This window comes from Microcoleus vaginatus FACHB-2002, from assembly GCF_040004035.1.
Taxonomy (GTDB): Bacteria; Cyanobacteriota; Cyanobacteriia; order Cyanobacteriales; family Microcoleaceae; genus Microcoleus; species Microcoleus vaginatus_C.
Genome location: NZ_JAMPLN010000023.1, coordinates 1 through 13,606, shown reverse-complemented (window position 1 = coordinate 13,606; position 13,606 = coordinate 1). Strand labels below are relative to the sequence as shown.

Annotated in this window: 12 protein-coding genes; 9 read left to right on the top strand and 3 right to left on the bottom strand. The window is 44.1% G+C overall.

The window, feature by feature from the left end; all coding sequences use genetic code 11:
• Positions 1-558 precede the first annotated feature (558 nt).
• Complete coding sequence (locus NDI35_RS19225; RefSeq protein ID WP_445314132.1) at positions 559-771, bottom strand: hypothetical protein; 213 nt, start codon at positions 769-771, stop codon at positions 559-561.
• A 401-nt stretch (positions 772-1,172) separates the two neighbouring features.
• On the opposite strand from NDI35_RS19225, the gene NDI35_RS19220 reads away from it, so the two are divergent.
• The 9 genes from NDI35_RS19220 to NDI35_RS19180 all read left to right on the top strand — a co-directional run bounded on the left by NDI35_RS19220 (position 1,173) and on the right by NDI35_RS19180 (position 12,991).
• Positions 1,173-3,995, top strand: coding sequence for a cation-translocating P-type ATPase (locus NDI35_RS19220; RefSeq protein ID WP_445314131.1), 2,823 nt, complete (start codon positions 1,173-1,175; stop codon positions 3,993-3,995).
• Positions 3,996-4,303: 308 nt separating this feature from the next.
• Positions 4,304-5,557, top strand: a complete 1,254-nt coding sequence (locus NDI35_RS19215; RefSeq protein ID WP_445314130.1) for a DNA replication/repair protein RecF — start codon at positions 4,304-4,306, stop codon at positions 5,555-5,557.
• A 147-nt stretch (positions 5,558-5,704) separates the two neighbouring features.
• On the top strand, positions 5,705-6,103 hold the full coding sequence (gene psb27, locus NDI35_RS19210) for a photosystem II protein Psb27 (protein ID WP_190659832.1): 399 nt from the start codon (positions 5,705-5,707) through the stop codon (positions 6,101-6,103).
• Positions 6,104-6,577: 474 nt separating this feature from the next.
• Positions 6,578-8,227 (top strand): family 10 glycosylhydrolase, encoded by a 1,650-nt coding sequence (locus NDI35_RS19205; protein ID WP_445314129.1) that lies wholly within the window; start codon positions 6,578-6,580, stop codon positions 8,225-8,227.
• Between the two features lie 155 nt (positions 8,228-8,382).
• Positions 8,383-9,540, top strand: coding sequence for a DUF262 domain-containing protein (locus NDI35_RS19200; protein ID WP_445314128.1), 1,158 nt, complete (start codon positions 8,383-8,385; stop codon positions 9,538-9,540).
• Between the two features lie 107 nt (positions 9,541-9,647).
• The gene (locus tag NDI35_RS19195) at positions 9,648-10,691 is read left to right on the top strand and encodes an AAA family ATPase (RefSeq protein WP_510182639.1); all 1,044 of its coding nucleotides are present in this window, start codon (positions 9,648-9,650) and stop codon (positions 10,689-10,691) included.
• A gap of 3 nt (positions 10,692-10,694) precedes the next feature.
• Positions 10,695-11,657 (top strand): hypothetical protein, encoded by a 963-nt coding sequence (locus tag NDI35_RS19190; RefSeq protein WP_445314126.1) that lies wholly within the window; start codon positions 10,695-10,697, stop codon positions 11,655-11,657.
• Between the two features lie 138 nt (positions 11,658-11,795).
• Complete coding sequence (locus NDI35_RS19185) at positions 11,796-12,692, top strand: polysaccharide deacetylase family protein (RefSeq protein WP_445314125.1); 897 nt, start codon at positions 11,796-11,798, stop codon at positions 12,690-12,692.
• A 122-nt stretch (positions 12,693-12,814) separates the two neighbouring features.
• The gene (locus tag NDI35_RS19180) at positions 12,815-12,991 is read left to right on the top strand and encodes a hypothetical protein (protein ID WP_445314124.1); all 177 of its coding nucleotides are present in this window, start codon (positions 12,815-12,817) and stop codon (positions 12,989-12,991) included.
• Between the two features lie 10 nt (positions 12,992-13,001).
• Here NDI35_RS19180 and NDI35_RS19175 read toward each other — a convergent pair whose 3' ends face one another.
• A complete protein-coding gene (locus NDI35_RS19175; RefSeq protein ID WP_445314202.1) occupies positions 13,002-13,448 on the bottom strand; it encodes a transposase in 447 nt (148 codons plus the stop codon).
• A 60-nt stretch (positions 13,449-13,508) separates the two neighbouring features.
• Positions 13,509-13,592, bottom strand: coding sequence for an IS630 transposase-related protein (locus NDI35_RS19170; RefSeq protein ID WP_445314201.1), 84 nt, complete (start codon positions 13,590-13,592; stop codon positions 13,509-13,511).
• Between the last annotated feature and the right edge of the window lie 14 nt (positions 13,593-13,606).

Sequence of the window (13,606 nt, the reverse complement as noted above, 5' to 3'; positions counted from 1 at the left end):
TACACCTTTTATGAGATGCGACAAACCTTGTCAATCAGTGTTTTTGTTAACTTTGGCCTGTCGTTTCAACCCTCTGATAATCTTTATACAATGCTCGCTCGTCTTTGTTTATTACAAATTATTACAGAAACTTATCTCTCTAAGAAGGTAAATATTTCCGGGGCAAGTGCGGGCAAAAATCATTCCTAGGGTAGATGCGCGAGGGGACTGCTAAACGAAGAGTTTGCTTCTATCGCCCTGCCGTGGGGGTGGAACTGCCCCAAACCCTCCCGTGGATTGATCGCGTTTGTTGGCTTTCTCTGGAAAAGCCGAATTGTTAAGAAGTATTAAGTAAATTAAAGTTTTCGTAAAAGAAGGCTGGGGGAATAGGGAAAAAAGCAAAAATTCTGCCCAATGTCAGGATGGCTGCAGAATTGGGTGTGGGCAAAATCCAAAAGATTGTGAACCCGATCGCCACAGCCTCAGCTTTTGCCGGAAATATCAGCATTTAACGACAAAACTCAGCCGTTGGAAGTTGGAAGACCGGGCGCGGTCTTTCATAACGCGGGGATTCTTGTATCATGGGGAGTCCTTGGACTTGAGCCAAGACCAAACATCTACTGTGTTCCGCGCAGCGGTTGCAAAAAAACTTTCTTCATCTATATGTTCTATGTTCTGCTTCCCACAGGCTAGTCGCACGGAAGGGTGTGGCAAGCTGAGCATTGTCGATGGTGAGACAATTAACAGAGGCGATCGAGACCGGGCGACGCAGCGCCATTTTTCTTTTAACATTAAAACTCAGCTAAATAGATGAGTTCGGATACACGCCTTTTATTACGTTTGTTTTAAGGTAGGTTTTGACCTGCGATGCACGCTTTCATCCCCAGACTAAAGTCACTCATGCTCTCAGCTTATTTTCTGTGTAAAAGCCGAAGGAATTGCTAATTTTTAGTAGTAAGGTGGATAGGTGCTATCAGCCGTAGGCCTACAAACGGCGCGATCGAGCTGCCAGACGCAGTGAAGTTAAAAGCTTTTTGCTTCCCCGGCATCGAACCGCCCAAAACGAGTCCCAAGTTAAACAGTTTTTGATTCAGAACTCAAAACTTAAAAGTCTCTGGCTGTAATCAGCCACATCCATCGGCTGTAGCTGTCCGGCCTCATTCGCCTAATTTCCCCATGCTCGATCGTAATTTATGTCTTCAAATTCTCCCTATTCTTGGCACACCGTAGCAATTGACAAAACTCTCAAGCAGCTAAGCAGCAACAAAGACGCTGGCTTGAGCAGCCAACAGGTGTCAGAACGCTTGCAGCAATACGGCCCCAACGAACTCGAAGAAACAGGAGGCCGCAGTCCGTGGTCGATTTTTGTCGATCAGTTCACCAACATCATGTTGTTGATGCTGATGGGTGTGGCCGTGATTTCGGGTTTTTTGGACTTTCGGTCGAATACTTTTCCCAAAGATGCGATCGCCATTTTTGCGATCGTCATACTCAACGGCATTCTCGGCTATTTCCAAGAAAGCAGCGCCGAAAAAGCCCTCGCAGCCCTCAAAAACCTCGCTTCCCCCCTAGTCAGAGTCGTGCGGGACGGCAAAACTTCGGAAATAGCAGCCAAGGAACTCGTACCCGGAGACGTGATGCTGTTGGAGGCTGGGGTAAAAATAGCAGCAGACGCACGCTTGATCGAAACATCAAATCTGCAAGTCAGAGAATCTGCTTTGACAGGAGAAGCTCTAGCAGTAACCAAGCAAGCAGAGCTAGAACTTCCAGAAGATGCTTCCTTGGGCGATCGACTCAACCTGATTTTTCAGGGCACAGAAGTTGTTCAGGGACGAGCAAAGGCGATCGTCACCAACACCGGAATGCAAACTGAACTGGGCAAAATTGCCACCATGCTTCAGTCAGTAGAAACCGAACCGACTCCCCTGCAACAGCGGATGAGCCAGTTGGGAAATGTTCTAGTCTCCGGTGCCCTAACCTTAGTCGCAATTGTCGTCATCGGCGGCATGATTACCTTCCAAAACGGCGGCATCGGGTTCGATACCAGCAGGTTTGAAGATTTGTTAGAAGTTTCTCTCAGCATGGCTGTGGCTGTGGTTCCCGAAGGACTTGCAGCAGTCGTGACAGTTACTCTGGCACTCGGAACTAGGCGGATGGTGAAGCGAAACGCCCTGATTCGCAAACTGCCTGCAGTAGAAACTTTGGGCTCGGTAACTACCATTTGTTCTGACAAAACAGGTACTCTGACTCAAAATAAAATGGTTGTTCAGCTAGTGTCTACGGGCGACTGCACAGTCGCCGTCGCAGGATCTGGCTATGCCCCGATCGGAGATTTTACCGATCGCCTGACATCGACCAAAATTAATAATTTAGAGGAATATCCAGAACTCGAATCTTTATTAATTGCCTGTGCAGTTTGCAACGACGCAGTATTGCAACAAGAACAGCAACAATGGCAGATTTTAGGCGACCCTACAGAAGGAGCTCTGCTGTGTGTAGCGGGAAAAGCAGGCATTTATAAGGAAAAACAGTCTCAATTGCTGCCACGGACGGCGGAATTTCCTTTTTCTTCCGAACGCAAGCGGATGAGCGTGATTTGCGAAGTGCCGGGCCGATCGGGACATTCGGGATTTCCCGCAGAAAAAGGACAGCAGTCGAATTATTTGATGCTGACCAAAGGTTCTCCTGAGTTGACTTTGGAGCGCTGCAAAGGCATTATAGTCGGCGATCGAGTACAACCTTTAACCCAGGAAATGCGCGATCGAATCCTCGTCGAAAACAACAACATGGCAAGCGGCGGTTTGCGAGTCCTCGGCTTTGCGTACAAACTCTGGGAAAACTTGCCGCCCGAAGGTTCTGAGGAAACCAGCGAACAAGAAATGATTTGGCTGGGACTCGTCAGTATGCTGGACGCCCCGCGCCCGGAAGTGCGCGAAGCAGTGGTGAAGTGTCGCAATGCTGGCATTCGGGTGGTGATGATTACAGGAGACCACCAGTTGACAGCAAAAGCCATCGCCTACGATTTAGGTATTGCAACAGAGGGCGATCGAGTTCTCACTGGTCAAGAATTAGAAAAGCTCAGCCAAGAAGAACTCAAACAGCAAGTCGAACAGGTTAGCGTTTACGCCCGCGTTTCCCCCGAACACAAATTGCGAATAGTTCAAGCTTTGCAAAGTTGGGGCAAATTTGTCGCCATGACCGGCGACGGCGTTAACGACGCCCCCGCCTTGAAACAAGCCGATATCGGCATCGCAATGGGGATTACCGGCACCGATGTCAGCAAAGAAGCTAGCGATATGGTGCTCCTCGACGACAACTTCGCAACTATTGTCGCCGCCGCTGAAGAAGGACGAGTGGTTTATAGCAATATTCGCCGCTTTATTAAGTACATTTTGGGCAGCAACATCGGCGAAGTTTTGACAATTGCGGCCGCACCTTTAATCGGTTTGGGAGGAGTGCCGCTGACGCCGCTGCAAATTTTGTGGATGAACTTAGTAACAGACGGCGTTCCCGCTTTGGCCTTGGCCGTGGAACCGGGGGAACCGAACGTGATGAGAAAGCCTCCTTTCAGTCCGCGAGAAAGTATTTTTGCGCGGGGTTTGGGTTCTTACATGATTCGGATCGGGATTATTTTTGCAATTTTGACGATCACGATGATGTCCTGGGCTTATGGATATACCACCAACCCTAACCATGTTGGAGATCCCGATGCTTGGAAAACAATGGTGTTCACAACTCTTTGTTTGGCGCAAATGGGTCACGCGATCGCAATTCGGTCTAACACTCAGCTAACTATCGAATTAAATCCCTTGACTAATGTTTTTGTTTGGGGAGCTGTGATTGTTACTACTGCTTTGCAATTAATGCTGATTTACGTTCCGCCACTGAGAGCATTTTTTGGCACTCACTATTTGTCGCCTTTTGAATTGATGGTTTGCTTCGGTTTCAGCGCCCTGATGTTTGTCTGGATTGAAATGGAAAAACTGTTTGTGCGCTTTTACAAATCTCGAAAATAGTGTTAAGGGCTAACGCATACTGGATGTTTCCTTATTAGCTAGAGCTCTCGCCTGATTAGCACTGTTCTCAACATTCGCCAGGGTGGAAAACCCCTGGCTCACAGCGCAAGTCATCGCTATGAAGACTAAAGATATTAGTCCACAATTAAACATTTATTACTTCGTTATAATGTCATTGCAAGCGCCACGCTCCGCGAAAATCGCAATTGCCAAAAAGGCTCGCAATTGCCAACGGGTAAAAGGCGCTCGATTGTGCAACCCACGATGACTGTATTACCAATTACCAATAATTACCAATTACTAATATTATGTATTTAAAAACGCTTCACCTACGGCAGTTTCGGAACTACTTTGATCAAAAGGTAGCGTTTGACGCTCCCAAAACCATTTTAGTAGGAAATAACGCGCAAGGAAAATCTAACTTGTTAGAAGCGGTAGAGTTGCTTTCTACCTTAAAAAGCCACAGGGTAGGGCGCGATCGCGATTTAATACTCGACTCAAAGCCGATCGGGCAAATTGATGCTACACTCGAACGTCAAACCGGAGCGATCGACTTAGCTTTAACTCTTCGCTCTGGGGCGCGTCGAACACTGAAGATCAACGGTGAACCGCTGCGTCGCCATTTAGACTTTTTGAGCGTCTTAAATGTAGTGCAGTTTTCTTGTTTGGATTTGGACTTAGTGCGCGGCGGGCCCGAAGGAAGGCGCAATTGGATCGATCGCCTAGTCATCCAGTTAGAACCGATTTACGCTCACATTTTGCAGCAGTACAACCAAATTTTGCGCCAGCGAAACGCTCTGTTAAAACGTTCTAAAGAAATCAGGAAAGCGGAATTTTCCGAAAGTTTTGACCAAATGCGATTTATAGGATCTGAAACTCCCGAAGACCAAAATATCGCAGAATTCCCAATGCCCAATGCCCAATGCCCAATGCCCCATTCCCAATTCCCCATTCCCCATTCAGAATTAGCTTTGTGGGACGCCCAGTTGGCGACAGCGGGCGCTCGCGTCATCCGCAGGCGCGATCGAATTTTGGAGCGTTTGATGCCTTTAGCTCGAAATTGGCACCGTTCAATTAGCGGTTCAGCAGAAGTTTTGGATGTGAAATACGATGCTAATATTGAAGTAGGGGCGGAATTAATCGCTAAAGATAATCTCGAAGGAGTGCGACAAGCATTTTTAGATAAAATTCAAAAAAGGGCGATCGCAGAACAGTTTCAAGGAACCACTTTAGTAGGTCCCCACCGCGACGATATTACATTTACAATTAACAATACCCCAGCTCGTCAATACGCATCCCAAGGTCAGCAGCGAACTCTGGTATTAGCATTAAAATTAGCCGAATTGCAGCTTATTGAAGAAGTCGTCGGCGAAGCGCCTTTACTCTTGCTCGACGACGTACTTGCAGAACTCGATCTGAGCCGCCAAAATCAACTTTTAGAAACAATTCAAGAACGATTTCAAACTCTGATTACTACAACTCACCTAGGCGCTTTTGATGCTCAGTGGCTGCGACAAACCCAAATTCTCTCCGTTGTTGCTGGACAAATCAATCGATTTTAGATTTTAGATTTTAGATTTTAGATTGACAAATTTTCTGTTTCATGGTATTGATGCAAAAACTTTGAAAAATTGGCATTATGACCTCAATTCGAGATAGGATAAAGGTTAATTTTGATTACCGCTTTCGCTTCCCTTTTTCTAAACCTTATGAAGCATTACATTTCCCGTCTGTTAGCCCTGGTATTAGTTGTTGTCATCGGCATAGCGGGCTGTACCAATGTTCCGGCCACTCTGAGTGGAGATTATGGCCAAGACACATTAGCATTAGTGAACAGCTTGAGAACAGCGCTCACTTTGCCAGAGGGCACGCCGGAAAAAGCAGCCGCTCAAGCCAAGGCTCGCACAAGTATCAACGATTTTTTTGCTGAATACCGCCGCGATCCCGCTCTTACCAAGCTGGCCTCTTTCACGACAATGCGGACGGCATTAAACTCTTTGGCAGGACATTACAGTTCCTATCCAAACCGTCCGGTTCCTGAAAAATTGAAAAAGCGTCTTGAGTCAGAATTTCAGCAAATTGAAGCTGCTCTTAACAGAGGAGCTTAATCTCAAAATTTAGGAGCAAGGATAAATTTTAATAATTCATCTTTCATCCTTGATATTTGAGTGTTAACAATTTTTAGTAGAAATATCAACTGCTTTTAGCGCCCACTGTATCCAGGCGCTTTTTTATGCAGCATTTAGTGAAAAAATACAGAAAAATCGAACTGGATATGATATCAAATCCGGGCTTTTTACCCCCTTTATTTTTGAGTTCGCGAAGGTGCGTGCCTCCGCACTAACACTTAGGCAGAGGAAAGTTTGTATAACATAGCAGCGCTTTAATCGCGGAGTCTTATCTTGCCCGATCGCCCTTATTGAATTTAAATAGCCGCCAGATAGAATTTGCATTGTGCGATCGACTTGTGCCATAACTAAGTCAACCGAAAAAAGTAGAAAATTTGTAGCTGCTTGTTGAGCGCGATCGCATTTTTGCGATCGCCACCCAATTTAAACCAGAAAACCCCATTCAAATCTCCCATGAAAATTGCACCAACTCGCATCGCGAATTTTCAACACCAGCGACGCTTTTTAAGTGCGGTAACTGCTGTTTTAACCAGTAGCTTCATCAGCCAGCTTGTTTGGTCGTTTATCGGAAATCAACCAGCTTTTGCCCAAACATCAGCCTATTGCCAATTATCCCAAGAACAGGTCAATCAAAAAGAAGACTTGCGCCGCGCCGCGCTGTCGGGAAAACGGGAATCTCAGCAAGCATATTTTGCTGTTTTGAACAAACACGCGCGGGAAATAGCAGAATGCCGCCAAAAAACTTGGCCCGAAACCCAAGCAGTTTGGCTGCGTTTGTATCCCTGCGATGTCAGACCCGGAGAACTCGATCGAGTATTAGACAAAGTTGTGAATAAAGGCTACAACCAAGTCTATGTCGAAGTGTTTTACGATGGTCAAGTGCTTCTCCCAGTTGCAGACAATCCTACGGCTTGGCCTTCGGTTGTGAGAAATCGCGGTTACGAGAAATACGATTTGTTAGAAAAGGCGATCGCCAAAGGCAAACAGCGAGGTTTAAAAGTTTACGCATGGTTATTTACCATGAACTTTGGCTATAGCTATGCTCAGCGTCCCGACAGACAGCAAACCCTCGCTATCAACGGTAAAAATCAGACAAGTTTAACAGTAAGCGAATACGCAGCAATTAACGAGGACTTCGGAGAAGTTCCGGGCAATCAAGCCTTTATCGATCCGTACAACCCACAAGCGCGGCAAGACTATACTTTGTTAGTAAATCAAATAGTCAAGCGCAAGCCCCAAGGAATGTTGTTCGACTACATTCGCTATCTACGGGGCATCGGACCCGCTTCAGTTGCTACCAAAGTTCAAGACTTGTGGATTTACGGCCCAGCATCGCAGCAAGTTCTTTTGCAGCGGGCTAGCAATCAGCAAGGGCGAGATTTAATTCAGCGGTATTTGACTAGGGGATTTATCAATACTACTGACGTTCAAGCAGTAGTCAAACAGTATCCAACTGAGCGAGAACCTCTTTGGCAGGGCCGAATTCCGCAGGCGATGTCAGTAGCAACTTCACCTTCTAGAAGCCAGAATGCCGCATCACGATCGGCCTCAACAACTCCCGCTGCTAACAAGCCAAACCCTACAACTCCCACACCAAAACCGACACCGACACCGCGGCTTCCCGATACTGGCACTCTGCAAAAAGACCTGTGGAAACTGAGCGTTGCTCACGCCGTCCAAGGGATTTTAGATTTTTTGGGGGTAGCAATTCAACCAGCTCAAAGGATGGGAATTCCTGTAGGAGCAGTGTTTTTTCCCACTGCAAATCAAGCCATAAATCAAGGGGGATATGATTCGAGATTGCAGCCTTGGGACACCTTTCCGGCTGCAATGGAATTCCACGCCATGTCTTACGGAAATTGCGGCGATGTAAGCTGCATTGTGCCACAGGTGCAGCGGACAGTAAGTTTAGCGCCTGCGGGAGCAAAAATTATTCCTGCCATTGCTGGAGATTGGGGAAAACCTCTGAAAAATCGGCCGTCTTTGGAGATTCAAATGGCGGCAATTCGCTCGGCGACGCCGCAAATTAATGCGGTGAGTCATTTTGCTTTTGGGTGGCAAGAACCGGAGGATGAAAGGGCACGACAAACTTGCCGATTGTAAGGAGATTATTTGTAGAGATGCGGTTCGTGGCGTCTCTACAAGAGAGAATTTGTGCGATAATATTTGAGAATGTTCTTATCTGCTAGGAGCGTCATCCAAGTTTTAATAAGACAATACAGAATCATAATAAATATTAATACAAAGGAGTATTTTCTATGGTAGCTCAGCCTGAACCCTACAACCAAGTATCTAACGAAGATACGACGCTTGATGAACTAAATTTGATGCAAGAGGAAGAAGATAACGATTCTGAACCTTATCCAACAGACAAATTGATATACGATCCTGATGAAATTAATATTTTCACCAGAGAACCAACCATCGAGCAACTTTTAAGAAGAATCGATGAGGAAGCTCTTGACTTAGCACCCGACTTTCAGCGCCATGCAAACATCTGGAAAGATGACGCTAAAAGTAGACTGATTGAGTCGCTCCTGATTCGGATTCCATTACCAGCTTTTTATATAGATGCAACTGATGAAGATAAATGGTTAGTTGTGGATGGATTGCAACGGCTATCTGCTCTCAAGCAATTTATGAGCGATAAAACACTTAGGTTATGCGGACTAGAATACTTAACCAATTTAGAAGGTAAAACTTATGATGAAATTGAACGCAGATACCAGCGTCGAATAGAGGAAACTCAGGTTACAGTTTATTTGATTGAAAAAGGTACACCTCCTGAAGTTAAATATAACATTTTTAAACGGATTAATACAGGGGGATTGCCAATGACTCCCCAAGAGCTCCGCCATGCTCTCAACCCCGGTAAGGCAACAAAGTTTCTAGCTCAACTTGCTACATCTAATGAATTCCAGCAAGTTACTAAGCTGAGTAAGTTGCGTAAAATGCGGATGGACGATCGGGAATTTATACTCGGTTTTTTAGCCTTTACGCTTACATCTTATAAAAATTCTCAATCTGAAAAGAGAAATCTATTTTTAAGTAAAGCATTATCTAAGGTTAATAATATGTCTGAACAGGAATTACAAGTAATAGAAAATAATTTCACAAAAGCTATGATTGCCGCCTGGCAAATTTTTGGGAAAAATGCCTTTCGTAAAATCTCCCAACACCAAACAAAAATGTTTCCAATAAATAAAGCATTGTTTGAAGTTTGGTCTGTTAATCTCAGTTTACTTAGCGACGAGCAACTTAATATATTGAAGCAGCACAAGGAGCAATTGATTGAAAAATTTAGAAAATATGTAGATAGCGATCGAGAGTTTCTGACTTCTATCTCTCAGGCAGCGGAAAAAATCGAGTACAGATTTAAGATAATTGAAAAAATAATTCAGGAGGTTCTGGCATGATTACTTCGCTGCGCTTGGTCAACTTCAAACCTTTTGCAAATCAGTTATTGGAATTCAAAAAAATCACGTTATTTTCCGGATTAAACAGCACTGGGAAATCTTCTGTTATGCAATCGTTCCTGCTGCTGCGACAATCTTACCAACAGGGTTTACTGCCAGGAAAAGGGTTAGCCCTTAATGGCGATTTAGTGAATGTGGGTACTGCTAGAGACGCACTTTTTGAGGGAGCAAAAGAGGACTTAATTGCTTTTGACATTGTTTGGGAAAACAACAGCGAAGGAATATGGTGTTTCAAATATAACCAAGAGGTAGATGTGTTGAACATTCTCATGGAACAAGTTACGTCGGAAGTGTATAAATATAATCTTTTTGGCAATAATTTTCATTACCTTCAGGCAGAACGGATCGGACCTCGGCCATTTAATGAAATGTCAGATTACCAAGTACGACAGCTCGGTCAATTGGGTATCAAAGGTGAATATGCGGCTCATTTTCTGGCTATTAATGGACGGAAAGTTATTCCCAATAGCAGTCTCAGTCATCCAGAGGTAAAATTAAAGACTCAAAGAGAAAAAGAGCAATCTAGTGCAAAATCAATGGATTTAATCGACCAAGTTGAGGCGTGGATGGGAGAAGTGAGTCCGGGTACGCGACTCAAAATTGATGCCAAATCAGATGTCGATTTGATGAGTTTTCAATATTCCTATGGAGATAGCAATCCTTACCGGGCAACTAATGTGGGATTTGGAATTAGCTACACTTTACCGATTATTGTAGCGGCACTTGCATCAACACCTGGTACAATCATTTTAATTGAAAATCCTGAAGCGCATCTCCATCCGAAAGGACAAGTTAAAATGGGTCAATTATTAGCTTTGGCGGCTAGCGGTGGCGTTCAAGTTGTGATAGAAACTCACAGCGATCATGTTTTAAACGGGATTCGCCTTGCGGTTCACGGGGGCAAAATTGACCCGAAAGATGTTCGGTTGCATTACTTCCAGCGTCAAAATAAAGAAGGACAAGCTGTGACTGAGGTAATATCGCCAAAAATCGATCGCAACGGACGAATTGATCTATGGCCGGAGGGTTTTTTTGATGAGTGGGACAACAGCTTGGAGATTTTGTTGGAACCTGCGGTGGAAGGAGAATAAGCGATGGATTTGGAGATGGTGTTTAATGAACTGTCCGCGCGAACTCTTGCTCCTGATATTTCTACAGCACGACAATGGATGTCAGAATTGATTAGGACGATGGTTGCAGCTAAAGGCTGTGGGCTGAAGGGAATTCGCATTCAAGCAGATTTTCATGCTATGATTCTTGCTGAAAGCTATCCTCTTTCTCGTTGGCGTAACGATCCTGAAGTTAATAAAGACGAGCGGACTTTTTTGAGAACGCTTGCAACTAAGACTCCTTTATCCGTTGATATTCCAGATATAGAGATTAAAATAAAAGTTGAAGACCCTGGTTGTGAGTTGAGTTTACAGGGTATTCAATCCGAAAGCTTTAAAGTTGCTTACTACTTTGAAACATTAGTCATTAGTCTGCATTCAGAATTGCTGTGGAATGCTAGTCGCATCAACTTAGATTTGATACAAATTGATGAGAATGGAGAGCTAATAGAAGAAAGTGTAGAGGTTCTTCATGCTAGTCAGAAAAACCACGTTCTCGAACACGCTGATTGGATTCAGAAGCGTCTCCAACCCGATCGGCTTAACGGGATGGAACTCTGGAATCGTAGAGATGAGTTGTTCCCTAGTCTGCAATTTTGTAATGCTGGCACTAAGCAGTTGCGAAGACTTCGTACAGGAGAAAAAAAGCTTGAACTTGTTTTAGAAGTATTGTCTGTTCTTGATAAGTGCGCTAAGAATTGGCAGGCGGGGTATTTTAGTCTAGAGGGTTATCCCTTTGAGGAGTCGGCAGAAAGTCAACCTACCCTTAACCAATATTGGAGAGAGCGAACCTTTGTTTGTCCTGACGGTGAGGAACGTCTGTTTGAACGACACGTCAAACTGAAAGAATGCAATTGGCGAATTCACTTCTTCCCAGAAGTAAAGACAACAAAGTTGATTATCGGTTATGTGGGCATCCACCTTCCTACTGATAAGTATCCTACCTGATATCAAAAGGTCTGTATAATTTTAGATGAAAGTCTCGCTCGCCATTCGATCGACCTTTTGGAAAAAAAAATTACCAAACTTTCAAGCTGGCAGAACAATCAGGCATAATGAGATTGTTCAAAATAAATCCTCTACCTGATGAGTTCCAAAGTCAATAAAACATGGGTAATTAAAACCGTTATACTTATCGGATTGAGCCTCACAATTTCCCTGTTGTGGGAAAACCGAAAAACCGCCAATTCAAATCCGTTAATACCGATCGCACCCGTTGAAAACCCGCCGCCAAACCTCCAGAAACCCCGAAAAATAAAAACACCGCATACTCCCCCCGCAACTCCCTCTCCCAAACCTCCAGAACAACCTTTAGTATTCGCACCGCCCGCGCAATTTAGCAGCCAAATTGTTTATAAAGCAAGTATTAACAACTCAAAAGTTATCGCCCTGACATTTGACGATGGCCCTTCGCCTGAAACTTTGAAAATATTAGAAATTTTGCAGAAACATAACGCGATAGCTACATTTTTCTGCTTGGGTGCAAATTTGCGGGAGTATCCAGAAATTGCGAAAAGAGTTGTGCAAGCGGGAAATGCGATCGGCAATCATACTTGGCATCACTATTCTCACAATGTTACCGAAAAAACAGCCTCGGATGAAATAGATAATACAGGCGTTCATATTTATCGATCGACTGGGGCAAAAAGTTTCTTGTTTCGCCCGCCCGGCGGCCGCTTAAATAACGGTTTGGCAGATTACGCTAAAAAGAAAAATTATGTAGTGGTGATGTGGTCGATCGATCCTAAAGACTTTCTGCAACCTCCGGCCGCTACGATCGCCCGTACTGTCCTATCCCAAGCTTCAACGGGGGCGATCGTATTGTTGCACGACGGCGGCGGAAATCGCCAGCAAACAGTCGAGGCGCTATCTGCAATTATTCCCAAACTCAAACAGCAGGGATATCGTTTTGTCACCGTGCCGCAATTGCTGCAAATGCAAGCTGGACAAAAACAGCGAATTACCGATCGCAAATCCCAATGAACAGACATCTGGGCCAAATTAACTTACTCAGAATTTCATCTGCGTTCCTTTGCGTTCATCTGCGGTTACAATCAAAATTCTGCTAAACTTATTAATAATCATAAAACCCTTTATTAATCCTCATGCAAAAACTTCTATCAAGAGACATTAACCTCCGCTATCTAATTGATAACTTCGGCTTGCAGCGAGTTCGCAACAGCGAATTTTTCCAAGAATGGCAAGAAAACTTACCTGAAGTAACAGACTCAGAAAAACAATTGCTCGACCGCATCCAAGACATATATAGTTATTTCAAATAAAAATTAGACACTAAGTTGCACAATAAGCGCGAATAATCTCATCAAGAGATGTGGCAGAATGCGAATACATTAGAGCTCTCTTTAATGCACTAAAATCATGCTCAATATCATTTAAGTCAGGAGAGTATTTTGGTAAAAAAAGTATCTGATGGCCTGCTTCCTCCACTAGGAGTCTAATTGCGGTCTTACGATGAATCGGTGCATTATCCATGATTAATATTGATGGTATTTTTAAAGATGGCAATAAATATAAAGCTAACCACCCTTCAAAACTTTCTGCATTCAAGCTCCCTGTAAAGACCATAGGTGCAATCAAGTCCTTGTTGCCTTTTCTTCTTCCTGCTACTAAGTTTTCTCTTTTCCCCCGTTTTCCTTGTCTATCCCCATCTACTTTTTTTCCTTTTTTTGACCACGCATAAACACAAGCATGAAACTCTTCAAATCCTGATTCATCAATAAATACAAGGCTTTTACTACCATAAACCTTAATTAAATTTCGAGCGTGTTTGGTAGTATTTTATTCTTTCTTCTCTATTCCTTTCTTTATAACGAAATTCTTTTTTTTTCTCGTAATTTTCATTTTCTTTAAAGCATAGCATATGGCACTCGCTCTCA